Origin of the sequence: Neisseria montereyensis (genome assembly GCF_024834045.1) — a bacterium.
Taxonomy (GTDB): domain Bacteria; phylum Pseudomonadota; class Gammaproteobacteria; order Burkholderiales; family Neisseriaceae; genus Neisseria; species Neisseria montereyensis.
Window position 1 is genome coordinate 61,288 of sequence record NZ_JANUXW010000008.1, and the last position, 26,125, is coordinate 87,412.

Annotated in this window: 28 protein-coding genes; 16 read left to right on the plus strand and 12 right to left on the minus strand. The window is 46.8% G+C overall.

The genetic code is table 11. From position 1 onward, the window contains the following. Positions 1-16: 16 nt before the first annotated feature. Complete coding sequence (locus NXS09_RS08625) at positions 17-2,146, minus strand: AsmA family protein (protein ID WP_259292143.1); 2,130 nt, start codon at positions 2,144-2,146, stop codon at positions 17-19. Between the two features lie 119 nt (positions 2,147-2,265). Here NXS09_RS08625 and NXS09_RS08630 point away from each other — a divergent pair, with 119 nt between their 5' ends. The 11 genes from NXS09_RS08630 to NXS09_RS08680 all read left to right on the plus strand — a co-directional run bounded on the left by NXS09_RS08630 (position 2,266) and on the right by NXS09_RS08680 (position 9,655). Next, a complete protein-coding gene (locus NXS09_RS08630; protein WP_259292144.1) occupies positions 2,266-3,171 on the plus strand; it encodes a chorismate mutase in 906 nt (301 codons plus the stop codon). A 17-nt stretch (positions 3,172-3,188) separates the two neighbouring features. After that, positions 3,189-3,389 (plus strand): hypothetical protein, encoded by a 201-nt coding sequence (locus NXS09_RS08635; protein WP_259292145.1) that lies wholly within the window; start codon positions 3,189-3,191, stop codon positions 3,387-3,389. 284 nt (positions 3,390-3,673) lie between these two features. Next, positions 3,674-4,672 carry a tRNA dihydrouridine synthase DusB gene (gene dusB / locus NXS09_RS08640; RefSeq protein ID WP_259292146.1) on the plus strand — a complete coding sequence of 333 codons (999 nt, stop codon included), beginning with the start codon at positions 3,674-3,676 and terminating at the stop codon, positions 4,670-4,672. An 87-nt stretch (positions 4,673-4,759) separates the two neighbouring features. Continuing rightward, the gene (locus NXS09_RS08645; RefSeq protein WP_151050063.1) at positions 4,760-5,005 is read left to right on the plus strand and encodes a Fis family transcriptional regulator; all 246 of its coding nucleotides are present in this window, start codon (positions 4,760-4,762) and stop codon (positions 5,003-5,005) included. A gap of 71 nt (positions 5,006-5,076) precedes the next feature. Continuing rightward, positions 5,077-5,514 carry a hypothetical protein gene (locus NXS09_RS08650; protein WP_259292147.1) on the plus strand — a complete coding sequence of 146 codons (438 nt, stop codon included), beginning with the start codon at positions 5,077-5,079 and terminating at the stop codon, positions 5,512-5,514. Positions 5,515-5,639: 125 nt separating this feature from the next. After that, on the plus strand, positions 5,640-6,077 hold the full coding sequence (locus NXS09_RS08655; RefSeq protein WP_259292148.1) for a hypothetical protein: 438 nt from the start codon (positions 5,640-5,642) through the stop codon (positions 6,075-6,077). A 126-nt stretch (positions 6,078-6,203) separates the two neighbouring features. Further along, positions 6,204-7,781, plus strand: coding sequence for a bifunctional phosphoribosylaminoimidazolecarboxamide formyltransferase/IMP cyclohydrolase (gene purH / locus NXS09_RS08660; RefSeq protein WP_259292149.1), 1,578 nt, complete (start codon positions 6,204-6,206; stop codon positions 7,779-7,781). A 193-nt stretch (positions 7,782-7,974) separates the two neighbouring features. Beyond that, positions 7,975-8,208 (plus strand): 50S ribosomal protein L28, encoded by a 234-nt coding sequence (gene rpmB / locus NXS09_RS08665; RefSeq protein WP_085364522.1) that lies wholly within the window; start codon positions 7,975-7,977, stop codon positions 8,206-8,208. 29 nt (positions 8,209-8,237) lie between these two features. After that, on the plus strand, positions 8,238-8,393 hold the full coding sequence (rpmG, locus tag NXS09_RS08670; protein ID WP_004283097.1) for a 50S ribosomal protein L33: 156 nt from the start codon (positions 8,238-8,240) through the stop codon (positions 8,391-8,393). A gap of 388 nt (positions 8,394-8,781) precedes the next feature. Continuing rightward, positions 8,782-9,036: a hypothetical protein gene (locus tag NXS09_RS08675; protein WP_259292150.1), complete on the plus strand. Its 255-nt coding sequence runs from the start codon at positions 8,782-8,784 to the stop codon at positions 9,034-9,036. Between the two features lie 358 nt (positions 9,037-9,394). Continuing rightward, on the plus strand, positions 9,395-9,655 hold the full coding sequence (locus NXS09_RS08680) for a hypothetical protein (protein ID WP_259292151.1): 261 nt from the start codon (positions 9,395-9,397) through the stop codon (positions 9,653-9,655). Positions 9,656-9,740: 85 nt separating this feature from the next. Here the strand turns inward: NXS09_RS08680 and NXS09_RS08685 are convergent, their stop codons facing one another. The 8 genes from NXS09_RS08685 to NXS09_RS08720 all read right to left on the minus strand — a co-directional run bounded on the left by NXS09_RS08685 (position 9,741) and on the right by NXS09_RS08720 (position 17,424). Continuing rightward, a complete protein-coding gene (locus NXS09_RS08685; protein ID WP_259292152.1) occupies positions 9,741-11,300 on the minus strand; it encodes a TerC family protein in 1,560 nt (519 codons plus the stop codon). 198 nt (positions 11,301-11,498) lie between these two features. Beyond that, positions 11,499-12,533, minus strand: coding sequence for a tRNA preQ1(34) S-adenosylmethionine ribosyltransferase-isomerase QueA (gene queA, locus NXS09_RS08690; protein WP_259292153.1), 1,035 nt, complete (start codon positions 12,531-12,533; stop codon positions 11,499-11,501). Positions 12,534-12,690: 157 nt separating this feature from the next. Then, complete coding sequence (gene ptsP / locus NXS09_RS08695; RefSeq protein ID WP_259292154.1) at positions 12,691-14,442, minus strand: phosphoenolpyruvate--protein phosphotransferase; 1,752 nt, start codon at positions 14,440-14,442, stop codon at positions 12,691-12,693. Positions 14,443-14,446: 4 nt separating this feature from the next. Beyond that, positions 14,447-14,716, minus strand: a complete 270-nt coding sequence (locus NXS09_RS08700; RefSeq protein WP_151050078.1) for an HPr family phosphocarrier protein — start codon at positions 14,714-14,716, stop codon at positions 14,447-14,449. Beyond that, positions 14,710-15,129: a PTS sugar transporter subunit IIA gene (locus NXS09_RS08705; RefSeq protein WP_259292155.1), complete on the minus strand. Its 420-nt coding sequence runs from the start codon at positions 15,127-15,129 to the stop codon at positions 14,710-14,712. The genes NXS09_RS08700 and NXS09_RS08705 overlap by 7 nt, the downstream gene beginning before the upstream one ends. A gap of 88 nt (positions 15,130-15,217) precedes the next feature. Then, positions 15,218-15,778 carry a hypoxanthine-guanine phosphoribosyltransferase gene (locus tag NXS09_RS08710; protein ID WP_259292156.1) on the minus strand — a complete coding sequence of 187 codons (561 nt, stop codon included), beginning with the start codon at positions 15,776-15,778 and terminating at the stop codon, positions 15,218-15,220. Between the two features lie 227 nt (positions 15,779-16,005). After that, on the minus strand, positions 16,006-16,632 hold the full coding sequence (locus NXS09_RS08715) for an alpha-ketoglutarate-dependent dioxygenase AlkB family protein (RefSeq protein ID WP_259292157.1): 627 nt from the start codon (positions 16,630-16,632) through the stop codon (positions 16,006-16,008). 57 nt (positions 16,633-16,689) lie between these two features. Further along, positions 16,690-17,424 (minus strand): BUD32 family EKC/KEOPS complex subunit, encoded by a 735-nt coding sequence (locus NXS09_RS08720; RefSeq protein WP_259292158.1) that lies wholly within the window; start codon positions 17,422-17,424, stop codon positions 16,690-16,692. A gap of 168 nt (positions 17,425-17,592) precedes the next feature. Here NXS09_RS08720 and NXS09_RS08725 point away from each other — a divergent pair, with 168 nt between their 5' ends. From NXS09_RS08725 to fabF, 3 genes are all read left to right on the plus strand, one after another. Then, positions 17,593-19,611, plus strand: a complete 2,019-nt coding sequence (locus NXS09_RS08725; RefSeq protein WP_259292159.1) for a prolyl oligopeptidase family serine peptidase — start codon at positions 17,593-17,595, stop codon at positions 19,609-19,611. Between the two features lie 407 nt (positions 19,612-20,018). Then, a complete protein-coding gene (gene acpP, locus NXS09_RS08730) occupies positions 20,019-20,255 on the plus strand; it encodes an acyl carrier protein (protein WP_259292160.1) in 237 nt (78 codons plus the stop codon). Between the two features lie 147 nt (positions 20,256-20,402). Continuing rightward, on the plus strand, positions 20,403-21,650 hold the full coding sequence (gene fabF, locus NXS09_RS08735; protein WP_259292161.1) for a beta-ketoacyl-ACP synthase II: 1,248 nt from the start codon (positions 20,403-20,405) through the stop codon (positions 21,648-21,650). Between the two features lie 112 nt (positions 21,651-21,762). Here the strand turns inward: fabF and NXS09_RS08740 are convergent, their stop codons facing one another. After that, on the minus strand, positions 21,763-22,017 hold the full coding sequence (locus tag NXS09_RS08740; RefSeq protein WP_259292162.1) for a hypothetical protein: 255 nt from the start codon (positions 22,015-22,017) through the stop codon (positions 21,763-21,765). A 320-nt stretch (positions 22,018-22,337) separates the two neighbouring features. Here NXS09_RS08740 and NXS09_RS08745 point away from each other — a divergent pair, with 320 nt between their 5' ends. Together NXS09_RS08745 and NXS09_RS08750 are read left to right on the plus strand one after the other, a co-directional pair. Beyond that, positions 22,338-22,958, plus strand: coding sequence for an L-threonylcarbamoyladenylate synthase (locus NXS09_RS08745; protein WP_259292163.1), 621 nt, complete (start codon positions 22,338-22,340; stop codon positions 22,956-22,958). Between the two features lie 148 nt (positions 22,959-23,106). Then, positions 23,107-23,757, plus strand: coding sequence for a site-2 protease family protein (locus NXS09_RS08750; protein WP_259292164.1), 651 nt, complete (start codon positions 23,107-23,109; stop codon positions 23,755-23,757). 66 nt (positions 23,758-23,823) lie between these two features. Here the strand turns inward: NXS09_RS08750 and NXS09_RS08755 are convergent, their stop codons facing one another. Beyond that, complete coding sequence (locus NXS09_RS08755; RefSeq protein WP_259292165.1) at positions 23,824-24,369, minus strand: gluconokinase; 546 nt, start codon at positions 24,367-24,369, stop codon at positions 23,824-23,826. A 20-nt stretch (positions 24,370-24,389) separates the two neighbouring features. Then, complete coding sequence (locus NXS09_RS08760) at positions 24,390-25,775, minus strand: GntP family permease (RefSeq protein WP_259292166.1); 1,386 nt, start codon at positions 25,773-25,775, stop codon at positions 24,390-24,392. Positions 25,776-26,125: the final 350 nt, after the last annotated feature.

Sequence of the window (26,125 nt, forward strand, 5' to 3'; positions counted from 1 at the left end):
CAGACGGCCTTTGGTATTATTTAGATGGTTGATTGAGCCATTGCCATTGTTCGCGCAATGTTTCGGCCAACGCACGTTGCCGTTCTTCGGGGGAATCCAATCCGTCGGTGAGGCGGTTGTAATCTAGGGTGACGGACGGGTTGTTGAGCGAGCCGTTGATGGTTATCGGTACGGGTTTGGCATTCGGATTGGCGGCATTGCGGATAAGCAGGTTTTCCGAAACGGTTTGGGTATTGAGATTGGTTTGGCCGTAGCCGCTGATATGCAGGATATCGGAGGTTAATTCCGTATTGTCATGGCGGCTGATGCCCTTGCTGATTTCACTATTGAGGGAAAAGCGGCGGAACCGTGTTTGCACATCCGCCCCGCTTCTGCCCGGTGCATGATTGTTGCTGAGGTTTTTTAAAATATTGGCCATATCGACGCCGTACCACGCACCGTCGGCAACGTTCAGTTGCAGATTGCCGTTTAGGGTTTGCGTTAGGCTGCGGCGGTCTGTTCCCGTGGCGGTGAGGTCTATTACGGCATCGCCCGTGCCGCCTATGCCGTGATAGTTTAATAAATCCTGTAATAAGGGGCGGATTTGTACGCCGTGGGTGTTTTGTTGCAGGTGATAGGCGGGCGGGTCGGTATTGGCAATACTGATACCGCCTTCGGTACGGCCGCCGTATAGTCCGGCGCGGAAGTCGGTGAGGGCGATACGGCGGCTGTCGGCATAAAGTATGGTGTCTATATCATCTATTTGCAGGCCGGGTATAGTGAGGTTGCCGATATGGATATCGGCTTTGATTTGCGGTATCTGTTCGCGGTTTAAAAAGGTTGGGAAAAGCCGGCCGCCTTTGGCTTGCAGGTCTTGCCAATAGGGTGTGAGTAAGAGCTTGCCGAGGCTGAGTTGTGCTTCCAGTGTGGCGGGCTGCTGTTGGCCGGCTGCAATATAATCGGCTGAAAATCGGGTGGCCTGCCGGTCGAACAGGCCGTTTAATTGCAGTTGCCAGTTTTTATTTGCCAACAAAGTAAACTTGCCCGTCATTTGGCTGGAAAAACGTGGTTGCGGGGCGGCATTTAATCGGTTTTGATAGGTGGTGAGTGTCAGGCCGTCTGAAGTTAGCGCACGGTTTTTCTGCCAATCCAAAGGGGCGGAAAAGTTAAAGGTGGTTTGTTGTGCGTTGTGTTTGAAACTGCCGCTTAAATCGATTTTGGCTACCGTTGCCGTAGTAGGACGCAGACTGAGGCGGGAAAGGGAAAATGATCCGTCCCATCTGCCTTCTTCTTCGGAGCCGGCGGTAAACACGCTGCGGATATCCCTTGAGCTGATGCGGTTTGCGTTCCATAAAATCAGCGGGCTTTGTGCCGTTAGATGCAGATCATGGAAGCTACTGTCGGCGCGCAGGCGCAGGTTGCGGGTTTGCAGGGTGTTTTGTTGTGACTGCCAGATAAGATCGGCATCGGCCATGAGCTTGGTTTGATGGTTTTGAAAAGGAATATCCGCTTCGATATGTACGGCAGGCAACAGCCATTGTCGGTTGGCAGATTCGGCCTTGCCGTTGCTTTCCCACGTTATGATGGTATCGTCGGTGCGGTTGGTATGGCCGTTGATGTCAAAAATATAGCTACGTTCAGAAGCACGGCTCAGTTTGAGGTTAAATTGTTTGGTGAGGTAGCTGCTTGCGGGAGTGTGGATGTTAATCCGGCTGTTTTCAATAATGAAACGATTAATACCGATATGGTCATTACGGTTGCGCCATAAATCTTGAAAAGTCCATCGGCCGTTTTTGTCGCGGGTAATATCAGCTTCGGCTTCTTCCCATACCCATTTTTCGATAGACGGATGCCCCCATAAACTTTGCCACGATAAGCCGATACGCATTTCTTTAACATGCAGGTCGGGTTTGCCGCTGTTGCGCGCGCCGAGGGTAACGTTGGTGAGGGTGACGGTAGGGCGGGGCAGCCATGTGCGGCCTATTTTACTGCCGAAACGTACTTCGTAACGGTTACCGACGGCCTGGTCTGCCGCGGCTTGGATATGCTCGTTGCTAAACAGATAAAGTAGTAAGGTGTGCATACCGATTCCGGCGGCAATAACAGCCAATAAGCCGAAAACACTGAAGCGTAGCCAAAACTTTCCCGAATGGAGCAGATTTTTCATGATATCAGAATAATAAGGGTTGTTTGAAGTATAGCATATAGGCCGTCTGAAACAGTGTATCGGTAGCATCTACGGCCGATTATTGTTACTATTCGGTCAGATAAAATGTGGAGATTGTGATGATTATCGTCATGCAGAAACAGGCTTCGCCGGAATCGGTAACGCGCGTGGTGGCATTTATCCGCAGCAAGGGTTTGCAGGAGCATGTTTCCCGTGGGGAAGAGCGCACGATTATCGGTGCGGTAGGTGATGAGCGGGTGTTCCATCCCAATGAGTTGGAAAGCCTGCCGGGTGTGGAGCGGGTGATTCGGGTATTAAACGAATGGCGGATTATCAGCCGCGAAAGCCAAGCTGACAATACGGTGATTACCGTGCGCGGCGCATCATTTGGTGGCGGCAAACGGTTGGATATTGTTGCGGCCGATGTCGGCAGGCAGGATGCGGATGTGGTGTTTGCCGATCCGTTTTATATGCCCGCCCGCCCTTATGCGGTAACGGAACATAGCAATGAAAAAAACCATATCCGCGCCATGCAGGCAGTGGTTGCTGATGCGCATGAACGCGGCAAACCTGTGATGGTTCGGATACGCGATGTGCGTCAGATTGAGGCAGCATTAGAAGCAGAAGCCGATGTACTGTATTTGGGCGGCGAATTGATGAGTAACCGCACTTTGCAGGATGAAGTAGGCCGTCTGAATACGCCGGTGGTTTTGTGTAAAGACAAACATCACCGTGCCGATGAATGGTTGGTTGCCGCCGAGCATATTGCTTTGCGTGGTAATCACCATATTATTCTCGGCGAGGCCGGTACGCTTAGTTTCGAGCCGGATCATCCGTATCGCTTGGATGTGGATGCTATTGTCCGCGTGCGTAAAATCAGCCATTTGCCCGTTATCGCCAATATTACCCGTTTGTGGCATGGCGATATGCCGCAGGAAGTGTTGTACCGATTGGCAGAAGCGGCGGGCGCGGATGGGATTGTCAGCAGCTTGGCAGCGCGTCCGGTTACGCGTTCCGCAGATTGATTAGGGAGGGCGGATAGATGGATCAGCAAACGAAACAAACCGTGCAGACCATACGCCGTGTGAAACACGAGCTAACCGATGAGGAAAGATTGCAAGGCTGGCAGGAAACCTGTGCGGAAAAAGGTTTCAGCGGCGAATTTGTTTTAGCCGCTAAAATTAACGGCGAGGCTTATACCGAAGAGCAGGTTAAAATGGTGTCGGAGTTGTTCGGCCGCTAGCCGTTGGTAACAATTAAAAACATCAGGCCGTCTGAAAGTTTATTTTCAGACGGCCTGATGTTGTTTTTTTAGGCAGTAATATTTTATGCTTTTAACATTTTTATCTTAGTGTTGGCTTTATGCATTTAAAATATAAACTATTGGTATAAAACTATTTTATCTGTTCGGGTGTAAGTCGATGGTGGTAAAATGACTCTGGGTTTTATAGCGGATAACCTGCATTTCAAACTGGCAAAACTTGCTTAAAAATTGTACAATCCTGATTTTATCAAATGTGGATTTTTATGCGTATTGGTGCCTATTCTGTCCGTACGCCCATTGCGCTGGCGCCGATGGCGGGCATAACCGACAAGCCTTTCCGCCAACTATGCCGTGAATACGGAGCAGGTTGGGCGGTCGGCGAGATGCTTAACAGCGATCCGGCCTTGCGTCATACGCGTAAAACCTTGCGTCGTAGCGATTTTAACGGTGAGGACGGTGTGGTTGCCGTGCAAATTGCGGGCAGCGATCCTGAACAAATGGCGGAAGCGGCGCGTTATAATGTCGAGCAGGGCGCGCAGGTGATTGATATTAATATGGGTTGCCCGGCCAAAAAGGTTTGCAATGTGTCGGCAGGCAGTGCGCTGATGCAGAACGAGCCGCTGGTGTCGGCCATCTTGAATGCGGTGGTTCGCGCGGTTGATGTGCCGGTAACGCTGAAAACCCGTTTGGGTTGGCACGATGAGCATAAAAATATCCTGACCGTTGCCCGTATGGCGGAAGATGCCGGTATCAGTGCGATTGCCATTCACGGGCGCACCCGCACCCAGATGTATAAGGGTGAAGCCGAATACGGCCTGATTGCCGAAGCCAAAAGCCGCCTGAATATTCCTGTGTGGGTTAACGGCGACATTGCCAGCCCGCAGAAAGCTTTAGATGTGTTGGCGCAAACCGGTGCCGACGGCATTATGATAGGGCGCGGCGCACAAGGGCGGCCGTGGTTGTTTCGTGATTTGAAATACGTTGCCGAACATGGTTGTTTGCCCGAAGCATTGAGTATTGCCCATTGTAGTGAAACGGTCTTGCGGCATCTTTATCAGATGTATGCGTTTTATGGTGAGCGCGACGGCGTTAGGATTGCGCGTAAACACATCGGTTGGTATATCGTCGGTTTGCCCGGCGGTGAGGATGCCCGCCGTAATATCAATAAGATAGACAGTGCGGCAGGACAGTATGATGCGGTTGCGGCGTTTTTAGACAAGCTGCCGCAGCTAACCGATCATTGGTCTTGTGCATATCGCTAATACGCTTTCAGACGGCCTGTAGGGTTGTATCGGCATAGGCCGTCTGAAACAATATTTCTTCAATAATAAATAATATAAGAGAAACTTATGAAACAGAATGTTCCTGAAATAGCCCATTGTATCGAACAAAACCTATACCGGTATTTCCATGATTTAAACGGTGAAACCGCTTGCGGCGTTTATGAAATGGTTTTGGAGCAGGTGGAGAAGCCGATGCTTAAATGTGTGATGGAAGAATGCGGCGGCAATCAATCGAAAGCTGCTGCCATGTTGGGGTTGAACCGTAATACCTTGCGTAAAAAACTGGTGCGCTACGGGCTGTTGGAAAATTAAATTCAGGCCGTCTGAAAATCATCTAGGTTTTCAGACGGCCTTTAATTACTAGGTAAACATAGGGAGAAATCATGATGAAAAAAATATTATTTATGATTGCCATGTGTCTGACTGCCGGTGTTGCGGGCGCTCAAACCAAAGATGTGGCATTGGAGAAAAAGATTATCCGTGCGGTACAGCCGGTTACGCAAAAATTAAAGTATGTATTGCAAACCGGACCCAACGTTGAAAATGAAGAAGGTATTCATTTTACCGATAAGTCTTCCTGCTCCGACGGGGTATGTTGTGACGGCACAAGTGCTTGTACTATTTCGTCTATTTATTATGATAAGCAAAAAAACTGCCGCCGTAATTTTTTCGGTAAGTACGGCTTTGTTAATAGAAAAGGTATGGGCGGCGCCGAGCGTAATTACTATAATATGGTGCATAAAAACACCTGTTATGTGATTTACGAACAAGATAAAACAAATGCGGAAGCTTTGGCCCGCGCGATAAAAAGTAAGATATAACTTTGACTAAAGTGAACATATAGCCGAAATATGAATAGCAGGCCGTCTGAAAGTGGAATGTTTTGAAAACCACCTAGGTTTTCAGACGGCTTTTAATCACTAGGTGAATATAGGGAGAAATCATTATGAAAAAAATATTGTTTATGATTGCCATGTGTCTGACTGCCGGTATTGCGGGCGCTCAAACCAAAGATGTGGTATTGGAGAAAAAAATTATCCGTGCAGTGCAGCCGGTTACGCAAAAATTAAAGTATGTATTGCAAACCGGAGAAAATATTAAGCAGGAGAGTGGCGTTTATTTTACCGATAAGTCTGCTTGTAACGGCAGTGCATGTTGTGATGGTACGCGATACTGTACCCATTTGGCCATTTATTATGATAAGCAAAAAAATTGCCGCCGTGATTTTGGTAAGGAAGGTTTGGGTTTTGTCGATGCCAGCCGTTCGGGTGGTAATGGGGGTAATTATTATAATATGGTGCATAAAAATATCTGCTATGTGATTTCCACGCATAAGAAAAAAGACGCGGAAGCTTTGGCCCGTGCGATAAGAAGTAAAATATAATTCTGTTTCTGTTGCCATATAGCCAATAGAAATATTAATAACAGGCCGTCTGAAAGTAGAATATATTAAGCATATTGTATTTTCAGACAGCCGGATTCTTCATTAAACAAACCATAAGGAAACAATATGGCCGCTGTCAAACGTGCCTTAATCAGTCTGTCCGATAAAACGGGCGTTGTTGAATTTGCCCAAGCCTTAAACGGGTTGGGTGTGGAAATCTTGTCTACAGGCGGTACGGCCAAAATGTTGGCGGATGCCGGTGTACCGGTGGTGGAAGTTGCCGACTATACCGGTTTTCCTGAAATGCTTGATGGCCGGGTGAAAACCCTGCATCCGAAAATCCACGGCGGTATTCTCGGCCGTCGCGATTTGGAAGAGCATGTGGCCAAAATGAAAGAACACGATATCGGTAATATTGATTTGGTATGCGTGAATCTGTATCCGTTTGCCGCCACTGTTGCCAAGCCCGGTTGCACTTTGGAAGATGCGATTGAAAATATCGATATCGGCGGGCCGACAATGGTGCGTTCTGCGGCTAAAAACTGGAAACATGTCGGTATTGTTACCGATAATGCCGATTTTGACCGTGTGATTGAAGAGTTGAAAGCCAATGGCGGCGCGTTGAGCGATAAAACCCGTTTTAACCTGTCGCGCAAAGCGTTCAGTCATACCGCACAATACGACGGCATGATTTCCAACTATCTCACCAGCGTATCTGATGAAAAATTATCCGGCGAGCCGGAAATGGGTGAGTTCCCGCAACAGTTCAATCAAAGCTGGGTAAAAGTGCAAGAAATGCGCTATGGTGAAAACCCGCATCAAGATGCCGCGTTCTACCGCGATTTATATCCGGCAGCGGGCAGTTTATCGGCATATAGCCAATTGCAGGGCAAAGAATTGTCTTATAACAATATTGCCGATGCCGATGCGGCTTGGGAAGCGGTTAAAGCCTTTGACCAGCCTGCCTGTGTGATTGTGAAACACGCCAATCCTTGCGGTGTGGCGGTGGCAGATTCGCCGCTTAACGCCTATAAATTGGCTTTCGCGACCGATACGACCAGCGCGTTCGGCGGCATTATCGCGTTTAACCGCGAAGTGGATGCCGATACGGTGGAAGCGGTAACCGGCCAGTTTTTAGAAGTATTGATGGCGCCGAAGTTTACCGATAAAGCAAAAGAACTGATTGCGGCTAAGAAAAACGTGCGCGTATTGGAAGTGCCGTTGATGGCCGGTGCCAACCGTTTCGAGCTGAAGCGTGTCGGTGGCGGTTTATTGGTGCAAACGCCGGATATTCACCGTATCCGTCGTGAAGATTTGAAAGTGGTATCGAAACGCCAGCCGAGCGAGCAGGAATGGCATGACTTGATGTTTGTGTGGAATGTGGCCAAGTTTGTGAAGTCTAATGCGATTGTATTCGGTAAAGGCGGGCAGACTTACGGTATCGGTGCCGGCCAGATGAGCCGTGTCGATTCGACTCGTATTGCCGCACGCAAAGCGCAAGACGGCGGATTCGATTTGAACGGCGCCTGTGCCGCTTCCGATGCGTTTTTCCCGTTCCGCGACGGTATTGATGTCATTGCCGAGCAGGGCATTAAAGCGATTATCCATCCGGGCGGTTCGGTGCGTGATCAGGAAGTATTTGATGCGGCAGACGAACACGGCATCGCTATGGTGTTGACCGGTATTCGTCATTTCCGCCATTGATTTCGGATAAGCCGAGGCCGTCTGAAAACTTTTCAGACGGCCTTCAGGTTTTATTTTGAATGTTGCAGTGCACACAACATTTATCGGTAATCGAAAGCGAAAAATACCGCCGTTTCAAAAAACAAGCTTGAAACAAAACCGATTTTTATGGTATAAATCGCGTTTTACTATTTTAGAAGTTTGGAGACTAACCATGGCACGAGTTTGCAAAGTGACCGGTAAACGCCCGATGTCTGGCAATAACGTATCACACGCCAACAACAAAACCAAACGTCGTTTTTTGCCCAACTTGCAATCACGTCGTTTCTGGGTAGAAAGTGAAAACCGCTGGGTTCGCCTGCGCGTATCCAACGCTGCGTTGCGCACCATCGACAAAGTAGGCATTGATGTTGTATTGGCCGAAATGCGCGCCCGCGGCGAAGCCTAATTTAAATCGGTTTTATAAGGAATACTGCAATGCGCGATAAAATTAAATTGGAATCAAGTGCCGGTACCGGTCATTTTTACACCACGACCAAAAACAAACGCACTATGCCCGGCAAACTGGAAATCAAAAAATTTGATCCGGTAGCCCGTAAACACGTTCTGTATAAAGAAACCAAATTGAAATAAGCCGGTTTCCCAAATACAAATCATCAAGCCCTTGCTTTTGCAAGGGCTTTTCTATTGCAGCCAGTTAGTGCTTATCTGTTGCCAACACAACTGTTTAGGCCGTCTGAAAGCTTAGTGATTTCTACCCAACCTAAGCTATGAGCCAATGCAGGTTCATTTGATTTAATTGTGTATTTTTCTACACATATTTAAACACTTAAAAAATGGTGGGGTTTGAACGCCATATTTTATGATTTCCTATTAGGAAACGAATATTAAATAAAATCGGTATTTATCAAATCATAGGCGTTTCATACAATACGCACATCAACAGAGCAAACAGCAGTTTTTAATTAAAACTTTTCCTAACTATCGAACTTAATAAAAATACACCATGAGGACAATTATCATGAAAAAAACCATGCTTACTTTCGCCGCTTTAGCTACTTTAGCCACTTCTTTCGCTTCCGCCCGCGGTGCCCACATGCCGGCTTACAACCATGCCAATAATTCAGGTGAAATCGCCGGTTTGCAAGCTGTTCAATATGATGGAATGAAACGTGCAGACAAAAACGACGACAGCATCAAATTCAGCTTTCCGGGCAATACCGTGGTTGCCGAAGATGACGGTTATCAATTCTTAGGCCGTACTGAAAGCCGCTAATCAACTTTCAAAGATGTATTAAAAAGAGATACCAAAGGCCGTCTGAAATATTTCAGACGGCTTTATGATTTATTACATAGTGATTATTTGCCATTATCAATAACGGGCAAAAGAAAATTATATAAACAGCCCAATATTTTCAATTTATCTGTTTATCTATATCGGCCTATTCAATATTATCGCTTCTCATAATCCTTAAATATTTCCTATTAAGAAATAAATATTGAATAAAATCGGTATTTATCAAATATTGGTTGTTTCATACAATGCATACATCAATAAAGCAGACAGCAAATCTTAAATGTTGCCGAATGCCGAACCAAACACCAAACACAAAACACATAAGAGGATTATTATCATGAAAAAAACCGTACTGACTTTCGCCGCTTTAGCTACTTTTGCCGCTTCTTTCGCTTCTGCCCGCGGTGCCCATATGCCTAAATATGACCATGCCAACGACTCAGGCCCGATTGCCGGTTTGCAGGCAGTACAACATGAAGGCATGATTCGCGCCCTCAAAAACGACGACAGCGTTAAATTTATTGCCCCGCGTGGTCAAACTTCCGATGCTGCTTTCCAATATCACTATGATCACTTGGGACGCACCGAAAGCCGCTAATCAATTATTTGAGTGTTGATAACAGGATAGAAAAAGCCGTCTGAAATATTTCAGACGGCTTTTTCATTCATCATCACAACTTCTTTTATTCTTCAGGTGGCAATCGGGTTACTTTAACCCGTTCGATTTTTTGACCTTCTTTTTCGATGACTTCAAAACGCCAGCCGTGGAAATCAATATATTCGCCTTCATTCGGAATGCTTTGCAATTCTTCCATAATCAAACCGGCAATGGTATGGAAATCGGAATCTTCTTCCGGTAGCGGCAAACCGAGTTGCGGTGCGAGTTCGACGTATTCCAAAGCACCGTCTACGGTGAGGCTTTCATCGGCATTGGCTTGAAGGGCAGGTTCTTCTTCGCGTTCAAATTCTTCGGGAAATTCTCCGGCAATGGTTTCCATGAGGTCTTTCATGGTTACCATACCGAGAATGGCACCGAATTCGTCTACCACCAAAGCATAATCGGCGCTGCTGTTGCGGAAAAGTTCGATGGCTTTAAGGGCGGTGGTGCTGTCGGGCAGTATCAACGGCTGTTTTAAGGCTTCTTGGATGTTTAACTCGTGGCCTTCCAATATTTGTGCCAATAAGTCTTTTTTGTTGATATAGCCTAAAGGATCATCAACACCAGCCTTACCGACCACCAATAGGCGGCTATAAGGTGTGTTTTGCAGTTGCTGCGATTGTTCTTCTTTGCTTTGAGAGATATCCAAGCGTTCGATATCGCGGCGGGGAATCATCACACCTAAAATCGGCCGTTCTGCCAGCATTAATACGCTGCGAATCATGGATTTTTCGTTTTCGGCAAAATGAGAACCATCTTCGGCCTGTTCGCCGGATTGAGCCAGAATACTTTCGCGTATCCCCATCATACCCAAAACATTTTCTGCCGTACGCTTACGCCATGAGCTGCTGGTATAGGCGTTTTTACGCGCATTTCTTTGGGAAACCTGATTAAAGGCTTCGATAAGGATGGAAAAACCGATGGCGGCATATAGATAACCTTTGGGGATTTCAAAGTGGAATGCTTCGGCAATCAGGCTGAAGCCGATCATCAATAGGAAACCCAGACACAACATCACAACGGTGGGGTGTTTATCGACAAATGCAGTCAGCGGTTTGCTGGCCATAATCATCAGGGTCATGGCCACGACAACGGCGCCCATGGCAATCACAATATGTTCGACCATGGCAACGGCGGTAATGACGGCATCGATCGAAAAGACGGCATCCAATATCAGAATTTGTACCACCACACCCCAAAATCCGGCATGTTTTTTATTGGTGTCGGCAATGGTAAATTGATTATGTCCTTCAATCCGTTCGTGTAGTTCGGTGGTGGCTTTGTAGAGTAGAAACAAACCGCCGACGAGCATAATCAGGTCTTTACCGGAAACAGACAAGCCGCTAACGGTAAATAGAGGTTGGGTGAGGGTAATGATGTGTGCCATAAACCCAAGCATTACCAAGCGCATGAGCACCGCCAGGGTGAGGCCGGTAATCCGCGCTTTGTCGCGCATTGAGGGTTTGACTTTATTGGCAAGAATGGCAACAAAAACCAGATTGTCGATGCCGAGTACTACTTCGAGTATGATTAATGTGGCAAACCCTATCCACGTTTGCGGCTCGGCCAACCAACTGAAATCCATTTGTGTTATATCCTTGTTTTATAAAATAAACAGGCAGTCCCCTAAACCAACAGGGCTGCCTGTATGGGCACATACATGAGGGGCGTAGAAATATTGCTGCTCTGCTCCGCGTCGTTCATGGTCGTGTATGTGCTTGCAAGTTAAATTAAATCAGAAGTTTATCATTTTATGCCGGATAACGCAAAATCCGCCGGCGGATTATTTGTGCTTGTCGTATCCTAACAGCATGGCATCACCATAGCTGAAAAAGCGGTATTGTGCTTTGATGGCGTGCTGATATACACGGCGGATGTGTTCCATGCCTGAAAATGCACTGACCAGCATTAATAATGTGGATTTGGGCAGATGGAAGTTGGTAATCAGTCTGTCAACCACGTTGAATGGATAGCCCGGTGTGATAAAAATATCGGTATCGCCGGTGCCGGCTTTCAGACGGCCTGTTTCTCTTGCGGCCGATTCAAGTGCGCGCATAGAGGTTGTGCCGACCGACCAAACATGATTGCCGCGTTGTTTGGCCGCTTCAATCGCCGCCACGGTTTCGGGCGGCACTTCAAACCATTCGCTGTGCATTTTATGCTCGGCAATATTATCCACCCGCACCGGTTGGAAGGTGCCGGCACCAACGTGTAAGGTTACTTCTGCGGTGTGTACGCCTTTGGCGCGGATGGTTTCCAGCAAGCTGTCGGTAAAGTGCAGACCGGCGGTGGGGGCGGCAACGGCGCCTTGGTGTTTGGCATAAACGGTTTGATAGCGGGCATCATCATGATCGTCGGCGGCGCGTTCGATATAGGGCGGTAACGGTAGATGGCCGGATTGTTCGAGAATGTCATAAACACTGTTGTTGCTGTGAAAGCGTAATCGGAACAATTCGCCCGCACGTTCTTCCATCACGGCATGGATGTCGCCCTCAAAAATGAGTTCCGTGCCCGGTTTGGGGGATTTGGACGAACGGATATGTGCCAAAGCCGTATCATGATCAAGCACCCGTTCAATCAGGGCTTCGATTTTCCCGCCGCTGGCTTTGGCTCCGAATAATCGGGCTTTCATCACTTTGGTGTTATTGAAAACCAATACATCGCCGTCGGCTAGATAATCGGGCAAGGATGTGAAAACAGTATCGGTGAGCGGTTGCCCGGGCAACGCGGCCAATAGGCGGCTGCTGCTGCGTTCGGCAGGCGGATATTGTGCGATAAGGGATTCGGGCAGTTCAAAATCGAAGTCGGAAATGTGCATTTTATTTTGGATTGTTAAAGTTAAAGCGTATTAGGCAGGGATGTTTTAATATTTAAACGCAATAGAATAGATTTTAGGCCGTCTGAAAAATAGAAAAGCTAGATATAAAGTAGAAACGGATCTCATGCCGTTTCTGCTTAGATTGGTACCGAATATTTCAGACGGCCCCTTCTTCTGTATTCATATTTTTTAAAAGTTTTTCTACTTTTTCAGGGTCGTCGCTACGCATCACGCGGGCGGTTTCGCTTTCTAATGCCAAGGTATTGCTGTGTAATACAATGTCTTTCACCGCCAACAGGTTGTTGGGGTTCATGGAAAAACGCCGTAAACCCATACCGAGCAGCAGGCGGGTGAAGGCGGTATCGCCGGCCATTTCGCCGCATACCGATACGGCTTTATTCATGCGGTCGGCGGTGCGGATAACGGTCTGTATCAGTTTTAATACGGCTGGGTGCGCGGGCTGGTAGAGATAGCTGACGGCATCGTCGCCACGGTCGACCGATAAGGTATATTGGATTAAATCGTTGGTGCCGATAGAAATAAAATCCACATGTTTCAATAGGCTGGCAACGCTTAAGGCGGCGGATGGAATCTCTATCATACAGCCGACCGATACTTGACCGAACGGCTCGTCACGCTCGGTGAGTTGTCTTTTGGCGGTTTCCAAGTGCACTAGGCACTGTTTCAATTCGGTAATGCTGGTAATCATCGGCCACATCAGGCTGACCGGCCCGTGTACGGCCGTACGCAAAATGGCACGCATTTGGGTGCGGAACATCACTGGCTCGGCCAAACATAAACGGATGCCGGTTAAACCTAGCGCGGGATTCAGGCTGCCGTTGGGGGTGCCGTTTTGTCCGAACCAGCGCGGGTTTTTATCCACGCCTAAATCTACGGTACGGATGGTGAGGTTTTTGCCTTTCAGCTTTTTTACAAAGCGGCTATATACCTCGTATTGCTCGTCTTCAGACGGCATGGTATCGCGGTTGAGATAGAGAAATTCGCTTCTAAACAAGCCTACGCCGTCGGCACTCATATTGTGAACGTGTTTAATGTCGTCCACCGATTCGATATTGGCCAACAGCTCGATATTGATACCGTCTTCGGTAGCGGCGGCGGTTTTTTTGATTTTATTCAGTTTGCGCGTGCGGGCGCGATATTCGCGTACACGGGCGCGGTATTCGGCCAAAACGATATCGTCGGGGTTGATAATCAATATGCCGTTAATGCCGTCGACAATCACCCATTCGTCTTCACGAATCAGTTTACGCGCATTGTGCAGGCCGATAACGGAGGCGATATTCAGGCTGCGGCCGAGTATGGCGGTATGGCTGGTCGGGCCGCCGGCATCGGTAACGAATCCGGCCACACGTTGTTGCTTGAAATAGACGGTATCCGCAGGCGATAAGTCGTAGGCAACCAAAACCGTATCTTCCGCCAATTCGGGATCTAAGTTTAAGTCATTGCCTTCCCCGGCCAGATTGTTGTGTATGCGCTCCACCACTTGCAACATATCTTGTTTGCGTTCGCGCAGGTAGGCATCTTCGATTTCGTCAAATTGTGCGGAAAGTTTGTCGGATTGCAGTTTTAACGCCCATTCGGCATTGATATGCTGATCTTGAATAATATCGACCGGTTCCCGCGATAGGGTTACATCGGTGAGTAACATCAGATGTAGCGAAATAAATGCACCCAATTCGGTGGGGGCATTTTCCGGAATGGTGCTGCGCAACTGTTCCAATTCTTTGCGGGTGGCTTTGATGGCCGCTTCATAGCGGGCGGTTTCGTTAGGCAGTTCGGTTTCGTCGATATCGTGTTGCGGCACTTCGTTCATGCCCCGCATAATGATATGGGCGCGGCCGATGGCAATGTTTTTACCCGCACCGACGCCGTGTAGCATGATAGACATATTATTATTCGCCTTCGCCGAAATAGTCGTTAATCAAATCCACCAACGCCTGCATGGCGGCGGCTTCGTCTATGCCGTCGGTTTCCAATTCGATAACCGTGCCTTGGGAAGCAGCCAACATCATCAGCCCCATAATGCTTTTGCCGTTAACGCGGCGGTCGCCACGGCTGACCCATACCTCGCATTGGAAATTGGCGGCGGTTTGGGTGAGTTTGCTGGATGCACGGGCATGTAGGCCGAGTTTGTTGATGATTTGAACAGACTGCTTCAGCATGAATTGCCTCCTAGTGAAGGTGCGGGCACATTAATAATGCCGTTGACGGCCGCTTCTTTAACGGTTTGGGTAAACGCCGCCAAATCATGGGCATTACCGGAATAGTTGATGGCTTTAATCATCATGGGCGCATTTAATCCGGTTAACATGGCGGTTTTGCCTTCTTCAACCAGACTGCGGGCGGCATTACAAGGTGTTGCCCCGAATATATCGGTCATAATCAGAACGCCGTCATCGCTATTGAGTTCCGCAACCAGTTTCCGTGCACGCTCAATAATATGTTCATGGCTTTCATCGGTTTCGACACCTAAAATACGGATATTTTCCGGCGTATTGCCAAGGAAAAAGTGATGTGCCAAACCACGATAGGCTTCGCCTATAGTATCGTGGGTAATAATTAATAAGCCTATCATAAGTGGCTCCTGTTTATGGCCGTCTGAACGTTTTCAGACGGCCTGAATACGGTAATGAACGATAAAAATGTGTTTGCATTCATACGGTTTAAGAGGTTTCATTCATGGCATAAACGGCACCGAGATTGCGCCATGCGCCGGCGGCATCCATGCCGTAGCCGAATACATAACGGTCGGGCACGTTGATGCCGACATAATCGGCAGTAATCGGTTTGTCTTTGTTAATCAGTTTGTTGGCAAAAACGGCGGTAGCACATGAGGCGGCACCCAAACCCAACACCTGCTCTTTGATGGCGGCCATGGTATGCCCTTCATCAAGAATATCGTCCAGAATCAGCACATGCCGCCCGGCAACACTTTCCTGCGGTTCGCGCAACCAATGGAAATCGCCACCTTTCAGTTTGTCGCCATAACGGGAAACGTGAACATAATCGAAATCGAGCGGAAAACGCAGCAAGGGCAGTAATTGCCCGGTAAACACGACTGCGCCGCCCATAACGGGCAATAACAAGGGGTATTTGCCGCCTAAATCAGCAGTGATTTCGTCTGCCAGCCGTAGCAGTTCGCGACGGCAGGTTGCTTCGTCAAACAGTAAATCGGCATGTTCTAACAGCGATTGCGTATGTAAACGTTTGGTATCAATATCCATAAATATGGGGATTCGGGAAAGAAAAAGAGGTAGGTATTATAAACTTTATTTTTCTTTGCGACGATTGGCATGGCTTTGTAGGGTTTATTGGTGGATAAATTTATTTTATCTGATTGAAAGTTATCATGATTAATGCGCTTTATCAGCGGCTGATGATGTTGATTTGTTGAAAGATTAGGGGATTTATTTATTTATATTGTGTTTTCAGACGGCCTCGATGGGGGGCATTATTCAATAATGGTTCTAAACGTTAGGCTGATTCGCGGTTCGTGTATTTTGGTGCTTTTCATAATGGCATGCAGCCAATGACTTTGTGTTTCGCCGTGCATAACCAACAATTGGCCGTGCGTTAGCATCATGGCGGTTTTTTCCTGCGTTTGTTTGTGTTTGAAAACAAATTTCCGCGATGCGCCGAAACTGACCGAAGCGATAATAGGGCATTGCCCCAATTCGCGCTCGTCATCGCTATGCCAAGCCATTCCTTCGTTGCCGTCGGCATATAAATTCAACAGGCAGGAGTTAAATTGCGTCGGTGTATAAGCGGCTATATGCTTCTCGACTGCATCCTTGATTTCCGATAATACGGGGTGCCATGGTAGGGCAAGGCGGGTGATGCCGGAATAAGTATAGGCCAGAGAACGGTCGCCATACCAAGCCACACGGCGCGCCGTGCGGATGTGTTTGCCATACAGCACCACTTCATCTTGTTGCCACGCAATATCGTTCATCAAGATATGGAAATAGCGGTCGGCCGTATCGCTAGAGAAAATGACACCGTGGTCGTTAACGATGCCGTCGGCCGGCAATAGGTTATGTTCCGGCGCGGGCATCAGGGTGAATAAATCGGGGGTCATGCTGTTTTCTTTCAGACGGCCTCATATCGTGTTAGAGTCATTTTTTATTTTTCCCGTTCAAATCAGTTTTTCATCTAAAAAGATATCAAATAACCTATAAATCGCGATAATATCCGTGCCAATCATGGATTTAATCGGACGTAATATATAGTAAACAAATTTATATTTGGCAAGTAACTGAATAAAGGCCTGCCATAATTGCGGATCGCATATATTTCGATATTGTTCGATGGCATATTGGATTTCATCGTCGGAAATGAATTTTTTTCGACATAAGCCGTGAAAGAAAATAGCCATATCCCTTATTTTTTGCCACTGAAGATCTTGGTTTCTCGAACTGACTTCAAAATCAATAAAAAGTATGCGGTTATCCTGCCAAGTCATATCCCGAATAGCGGGTCTGCCATGAATGAAATCGGCTTGATGCAGATTATTTAATGCTTGAACACTGGCTAACAGCAAACTTTTTTTAAATTCCGGGTTATCTGCATTTTCCGAAATCAGCTCGTTTACTGTTGTTCCGGCATCTTCCAATATTAAAAAATCATCATCAAATAAAATTAATTTGGGCACCGGTGCATTCTTGCTGGTTAGGCGTTGAAGGCGCTCGATTTCTTTCAAAAAGGATTGTTTGGGGTGGGGTTTTAATAATCTGAATATTCCGTGTAAATGTTCGGGTTGCTTTAGCCAGAACCGTTTTCCTTGAAAATAAAATGGAAAAACACGTTCGTTTTGATGTTCGGCCAGCAATTGATGAGCATACTCACTCAATGAGATTTCATCTTCGCCCATAATATTTCCTTAAATTTATGAATAACAAACAGCTCGGTAGGAAAAACTTTTTTCATTCTAACCGATTTCCCTGATATTGGCGCATACGGGCGGAAATCGGAACGGCAACATATCCGTTGCCGATAAGCTATAATCCGCCCATCACTTTTCAGACGGCCGCCTACTATCATGCCAGACCCTTACCGCCATTTCGAAGACCTCAGCGATCCGGAAACCCGACGTTTTGCTTCGGAAGCACATGCCGAAACGCAAGCTGCTTTTGCCAGCGGTGCGGATTTTGACCAAACTGTCGCCGATATGGTGAAACAATTGCAAAACCCGCGCCAGATTGCCTTTTGCCAAGAGCACCGCGCCAAAATGTATCATTTTCATCAAGATGAAATCCATCCGAAAGGGGTATACCGCGTATGCAGCGCCGCTTCATATCGTTCCGGTTATCCCGAATGGCAGATTTTGTTTTCCGTAGCCGATTTTGATGAGATTTTGGGCGATGATGTTTATCTCGGCGGCGTATCTCATTATGTTGCACAGCCCGAAATGGTGTTGCTCACCCTCAGCCGTTCCGGTTCGGATACGGCCTATACGCTTGAGTTTAATCTCAATAGCGGCACCATTGTGGAAAACGGTTTCCATTTTCCGGCAGGTAAAAACCATATTTCATGGCGCGATGCCGACAGCGTATGGGTATGCCCCGCTTGGGACGAACGCCAAACCACACAAGCCGGTTACCCGCGTGAAGTGTGGTTGGTTGAGCGCGGGCAGAGTTTTGAGGAAAGCACACCGGTTTACCGTATGGATTCGGACGGCATGATGGTGAACGCTTGGCGTTATCTCGACGCGCAAGGCGCCGCTATCGACCTGATCGAATCTTCAGACGGCTTCTATACCAAAACCTATTTGCAAGTATCGCCCGAATATGACGCCCTGCCGTTGAATCTACCGGATGATTGCGAAGTGTCCGGTTATCTGGCCGGTCACCTGTTGATTCATTTGCGCAGCGTATGGCAGCGTGCGAACCACAGTTATCCGGCCGGTAGTCTTGTCGCTGTCAAATTAAACAAGGGTGAGTTGGGCGCCGCGCATATACTGTTTGCGCCCGATAGCACGCAGGCCTTGGAAAGCGTCGAAACCACTAAGCATTTTGTTGTAGTCAATTTATTGGATAACGTATCGGGCCGTCTGAAAGCATGGCGGTTTTCAGACGGCCTCTGGCAGGAAGTTAGCTTGCCCAAGCTGCCGCAAGGCACATTAGAACTTACCGATCAGCCGTGGGGCGGCGATGTCCTCTATATTGCTGCCAGCGACTTCACAACCCCGTTAACCTTGTTTGCGCTGGATTTAAACGTGATGGAATTGGTTGTGGTACGCCGTCAGCCGGAACAATTTGATACCGACGGCATCCAAATGCGCCAGTTTTACGCCGAATCGGCCGACGGCACGCGCATACCTTATTACTTTGTTGGTAAGAATCCATCGCCCGACACCCCCGTGATTGTGTATGTTTACGGCGGGTTTGCCGTTCCCGAACTGCCGCATTATATGGGAACGATAGGTAAATATTGGCTCGAACAGGGCAAATCTTTTGTATTGGCCAATGTGCGCGGCGGCGGCGAATTCGGTCCGCAATGGCATCAGGCCGCACAAGGAATCAACAAACATAAAAGCGTAGATGATCTGATTGCCGTTATTGATGATTTAAACAACCGCCAACTCAGTTCGCCACCGTTTATCGGTATTCAGGGCGGCAGCAACGGCGGATTAATCGTTGCTTCGGCTTTCGTACGCGCACCGCATAGTATCGGCGCTATGGTGTGCGAAATGCCGCTGACCGATATGTTGCGTTATCCTTATTTATCGGCAGGCGCCAGCTGGATAGATGAATACGGCGATCCCGAAAACCCTGCTTTTCAGACGGCCCTAGCTGCGTTATCGCCTTACCATAACCTTGCCGATACCGCCGACTACCCGCCCGCTCTGATGACCACCAGTTTGAGCGACGATAGAGTCCACCCCGCCCATGCGTTAAAATTTTATGCCAAACTACGCCGCAATAAAGCGCCTGTTTGGTTGTATGCCGGTGGTGCAGGAGGGCATACGGGGAATACGACTCAGGAAGAATCGGTTACCGAGTTTGCCTGTATTATCCGATTTTTTAATGAGCAGTTAGCGGCGAAAAGTCATCATTAAAATTAACTGTTTTATCAATACAATAATAACCAATACCTTGTAAACCGAAATGTCTGAAAGATATATTGTCGGCCATATGTTTATTATTGCGTGGGTAAATTTTCTAGACTGGCGGCAGGTAAAATCGGTTAGACGGTATTTTCACAACAGTTTGTTGAGGTTGCCATGATTGTTTTTGATGTCGGATATGCTTCAATTTTTATATTTAACATTTTGATTAAAAAAAGAAAGCAAAAGTCGCTTGTCGTTTAAAATAAGCCTATGATAATATGCCGCCTAACACCGTGTGGTTTGAAGCGGTATTGCCGCACCCTATATTTCAATAGAAAATATAAAGAGGATTCGGTAAAATCCTGCCAAATCTGAATTTTTAAAACCCGCCGTAAGGCATATAAGGACTGATTAACATGTCAAACATTGAACAACAAGTTAAAAAAATTGTTGCCGAACAACTGGGCGTTAACGAAGCCGAAGTTAAAAACGAATCTTCATTCCAAGACGATTTGGGTGCAGATTCTCTGGATACCGTTGAATTGGTAATGGCTTTGGAAGAAGCTTTCGGCTGCGAAATCCCTGATGAGGATGCTGAAAAAATCACTACCGTGCAATTGGCTATCGACTATATCCAATCACACACTGCCTAAGCGCACTGTGTTTCCAACCGAAACAGCCTCTGCTGCGGGAATTCCTGCTAACAGAGGCTTTTAGCTTATTAAATCAACCATTACTCACACGGTTTCAGACGGCCTGTTTTCAGGAAAACCGTCAAACCTAACCCAAGCGAGAACATTATGAGTCAGCGAAGAGTCGTCATTACAGGTTTAGGACAGGTGTCGCCTGTCGGCAATGACATTGCCACCGCCTGGAACAATCTCTTGGCCGGAAAAAGCGGCATCAGTGCCATCACCCGTTTCGATGCGTCCGATATTAACTGCCGTATTGCCGGTGAAGTGAAAGATTTCGATATCGGTACCTATATCAGCCCAAAAGAAGCGCGCCGTATGGATGTTTTTATCCATTATGGCATTGCAGCCGCCTTGCAAGCTATTGCCGATTCAGGATTGGATGATGTGGAAGGTTTGGATAAAGACCGCATCGGTGTCAATATCGGTTCAGGTATCGGCGGCCTGCCTACTATTGAGGCGACCGGTAAGGCCGTTATGCAAACCGGTGCGCGCAAAATCAATCCGTTTTTTATTCCCGGTTCGCTGATTAACCTTATTGCCGGCCACGTTACCATTCTGAAAGGCTATCGCGGTCCTAGTTACGGCATGGTTTCTGCCTGTACCACCGGCGCACATTCTATTGGCGATTCCGCCCGCCTGATTAAATATGGTGACGCGGATGTAATGGTTGCCGGTGGTGCCGAAGGTGCTATTTGTACATTAGGTATGGGTGGTTTTGCCGCTATGAAAGCCTTGTCAACACGCAACGATGATCCTCAAACTGCTTCACGCCCTTGGGATAAAGGCCGTGATGGTTTTGTGATGGGCGAAGGTGCCGGTGTGATGGTGTTGGAAGAGCTTGAGCATGCCAAGAAACGCGGTGCGAAAATTTATGCGGAAATTGTCGGCTTTGGTATGAGTTCCGATGCCTACCATATCACCGCCCCTAATGTAGAAGGCCCGGCGATGGCGGTTAACCGTGCATTAAAAGATGCCGGCTTAAATCCCACTGATGTTGATTATGTGAATGCACACGGCACTTCAACCCCGCTAGGTGATGCCAATGAAACCAATGCATTGAAAATTGCATTGGGCGATCACGCTTATAAAGTGATTGTAAACTCTACCAAGTCTATGACCGGTCACCTATTGGGTGCCGCAGGTGGTGTGGAGGCTGTTTATAGCGTGTTGGCCGTGCACAACCAAAAATCACCGCCGACCATTAATCTATTTGAACAAGATATCGAAGCCGGTTGTGATTTGGATTACTGTGCCAACGAAGCGCGTGATGCCGAAATAGATGTGGCGATTTCCAATTCGTTCGGCTTCGGCGGAACCAACGGTACTTTGGTATTCAAACGCTTTAAAGACTAATAAGGTTTACGGGCATCTGCCCTGTATAGATTGGTGTTTCCACAATGTAAAAAGCCGTCTGAAATATTTCAGACGGCTTTTTCTATCCTGTTATCAACACTCAAATAATTGATTAGCGGCTTTCGGTACGGCCTAAGAATTGATAACCGTCATCTTCGGCAACTACGGTATTGCCCGGAAAGCTGAATTTGATGCTGTCATCGTTTTTGTCGGCACGTTTCATTCCATCATATTGAACAGCTTGTAAACCGGCGATTTCACCTGAATTATTGGCATGGTTGTAAGCCGGCATGTGGGCGCCACGGGCGGAAGCGAAAGAAGTGGCTAAAGTAGCTAAAGCGACGAAAGTAAGCATGGTTTTTTTCATGATAATTGTCCTCATGGTGTATTTTTATTAAGTTCGATAGTTAGGAAAAGTTTTAAACTGCTGTTTGCTTTGTTGATGTGCGTATTGTATGGAAATACTGAAATTTGATAAATACCGATTTTATTTAATATTCGTTTCCTAATAGGAAATCATTGATTGGATTTAGTGTTCGGTTTTTAATATTATTGGGTGCAGGGCTTTGCGATATAATTTGGTATATAGGTGGTTTAAGAAGTTTTACTAACGTTTGACTTATATTGGTGTTGGGTTTTATTGTGATGCGCAAATATCCTTTTATATTCATTTGATAGGAATACGATATGGCACAATTTTTTGCTATTCATCCGGACAACCCGCAAGATAGATTGATTAAGCAAGCGGTTGAAATTATACAAAAAGGCGGCATATTGGTTTATCCGACCGATTCATGCTATGCATTAGGTTGTCAGTTGGGAAACAAAGAAGCGATGGAACGGATTCTGAATATTCGTAAAATTGATCAGAAACACCACCTGACCTTGATGTGTGCCGATTTAGGTGCTTTAGGCACTTATGCCAAAGTGGATAACAGCCAGTTTCGTCAACTTAAAGCGGCTACGCCGGGCAGTTATACTTTTATTTTACAGGCAACGAAAGAAGTGCCTAACCGTACTTTACATCCGAAACGGAAAACCATCGGCCTGCGCGTTCCCGATAATAAAATTGCATTGGCTTTGTTGACTGAATTGGGTGAGCCGTTGTTAAGTTGCACATTGATGCTGCCTGAAGACAGTGAACCGTTAACAGATCCATATGAAATCAGAGATCGTTTGGAGCATGCGGTTGATTTGGTTATTGATGGCGGCTGGTGTGGTACGGAACCGACTACGGTGATTGATATGACTGATGGTGTGGAATTGATCCGTGAGGGTAAGGGTGATAAAAGTTTATTCGGCTTATAGCATATGGCCGTCTGAAACAGAAGTAGGTAATAGGCTTTAACCATTCAATAATTAGTGATTCTATATATAGCGATTGCTATTGGTATAATAAACTGCCCAAACGATAATATGCCGTTTCCTGCTGCATACATACTCAAAAAGGAAAACCATGTTTCAAAATTTTGATTTAGGTGTATTTTTACTGGCATTATTGCCTGTTTTGCTGGCGATAACCGTGCATGAGGCGGCGCATGGTTATGCTGCACGTTATTGGGGAGACCGTACGGCCGAGCAGATGGGTCGGTTAACATTGAATCCTATTGCCCATATTGATCCCGTCGGCACGATTTTGGTGCCGTTGCTGATGTTTATGTTCACGCCGTTTTTATTTGGTTGGGCAAAACCGGTACCGATTGTGCCGCGTAATTTCCGAAATATGCGTATGGGTATGCGTATGGTGGCGATTGCAGGGCCGTTATCCAATATGATAATGGCAATCGGATGGGGGTTGGCTTTGGCATTTGCACAATATGTGCCGGAGTCGTTTCAATATCCTTTAAGTGAAATGGCAAAATATGGTGTGTTGATTAATGCGGTATTGTTTGTGTTGAATATGATTCCGATTCTGCCTTTAGATGGCGGGCGTTTTGTAGACAGTTTCCTGCCGGCACGCGCTTCGATGCAGTATCGTAAAATAGAACCTTACGGTACTTGGATTATTTTGATTTTGCTGATGACGGGATTGTTGGGCAAAATTATGATGCCTTTTATTTCCGGTATTATTGTATTGGTCAGCAGTATTGCCGGTATATTTCAATGATATTTGAAATAAGTCACTATAATATAGTTACGGCCGTCTGAAAGATTTCAGACGGCCGTAACTATATTATTTGGATAATCCCTTTAATGCTTTAAAGTTTTGTTGATTTATCCAACGTAATACTTCGTTTTGAACCGTTTCAGGATTGCCGGCATTATTAATACGGACACCTTCTTCATCGGCTTGTAAGGCTTCCAACGTTTCCAATTGTGATGCCAACATACCGGCTTTCATATAGTGCCCCTTGCGTGCTTTCATGCGTTCAAGGTTGATTTCGTATGGCGGATCAAGGTGAATAAAGATAACTTTACCATTGGCTTCGCGTAGAATATCGCGATACTGCCGTTTCAGTGCCGAACAAGTAACAATATCTACAGTCGTTCCGGCTTCTGTTTGCTTTGTCATCCAATCTCGCAAACTGCGCAACCACGGATAACGGTCTTTATCGGTAAGCGGAATACCGGAGCCCATCTTATCCCGATTGGCTTGGGGGTGAAAATCATCACCTTCCGCATAGGGGCATTGGAAATATTGTTGTAACGCCATGGCAAGCGTGGTTTTTCCGCACCCGCTAACCCCCATAATCACAATATGTAATGTGGATTGATCCATATCCGTTTCCCTTATGGTTGTTACAGTATGCTGAAGACCAATGCAGATAAGGCAAAGCCGACAATGGCAATCAGTGTTTGGTTAACGGTCCATGTTTTTAATGTGGTCGGCACATCCATATCCAATAACCGTCCGACCAACCAGAAGCCCGAATCATTAAAGTGGCTGACACCGACAGAGCCTGCGGCAGTGGCCAAAACCACGCAAGCTAATTGCCAATCGTTTAATCCGGCTGCGGCTACGGCAGGCGCCATTAGGGCAGCTGCTGTTGTGAGCGCTACCGTTGCGGAGCCTTGCGCGATGCGTAAGGCCAAAGCCACCAAGAAACATCCCCAAAGCACGGGGATACCCAATTGGCTCATGCTGTCTGCCAATGCCTGTCCGATACCGGAAGCTCGCAATACCCCGCCGAACATGCCGCCTGCGCCGGTAATCAGAATCACCGAACACACGGGACCGAGTGCGCCGTCAATAGCCTTCTCGAGTGCAGACGCTTCTTTACCGCGTTTACGACCTAAAACAAACATAGCTACTAAAACCGAAATCAGTAGGGCTATAGGTGTGGAGCCTATCATGCGTAAAAACGATACCCATGAAGCGTTACCGTTAATCATATTTTCAGCCGTTAATGTTGCCAAACCGGTGTTCAGGAAAATTAATAACATCGGAATCAACATAATCCCGATAACCGTACCGGCTCGTGCAGGTTCGTCGGGGTTGTCGTTATCCGGTGTACCGCCACTGAGTAAGTCGGGTACTGGAACATAAATATGCCTACCGAGAAACTTACCCAACAGATAACCGCTGAAATACCAAGTGATAAAAGCTAAAGGTAATCCGAGTAGTAATACATAGCCGATGCCCGCACCGTAAAACTCAGAGGCCGCAATAGGTCCGGGGTGGGGCGGTAAGAAAACATGCATTACGGAAAAAGCACCGATAGAAGCCAAACCATAAGCCAATACAGGTGCGTTCATACGGCGGGCGGTAGCAAACACAATCGGTAGCATGACCACCAAGCCAGCATCAAAGAAAATCGGAAAACCAAAAATTAAAGAGGCGACACCTAAGGCAAAAGGGGCATTTTTTTCACCAAATATGCGTACCAACGAATCAGCTAACGATTGTGCCCCGCCGGATGTTTCAACCAATCGCCCCAACATTGCCCCTAATCCCACCAGTAATGCAACATTGCCGAGTGTGCCGCCGAAATTTTTGACCAGCACATCATTTACGATTTGATTTGTCGGCAAACCGGTGGCAATGGCTGTTAGCAGGCTGACAATGGTCAGTGTTAATAATGCATGGATACGAAATTTAATAATTAATAATAGAATCAGTAAAATAGCAGCCGCAGCAATACCTAACAAAGCACCGGTGCTTAAGGTTTGAGTCCAAGTATCCATTCGGAGAACTCCTTGCTAAAAATAGGTTGTTTAAGGGTTATGTTGAAACAATCAGATTTTTCTTTAATGTGCGATTCGATAAGTTTTGGGATATGAATTTAAGACATCTATATAGCTAAAACGTTCGGATACATAAATTCAAAAAAATGACATGGGCCGTCTGAAATCTTTTGCCTGACTAATATGATACAAAAGCGTGCATGAGATTTATTGTTATAGCAGATTACATATTATGTCAAAAAAATATACAGATACTGAGGCAAGCTGTTATTGAGCTGTAAAATACAGTTTTTACTTGAATATTTCTTGAATATAGAAATGGATATGTGGTATAGTTTGCCGCTTGGCAA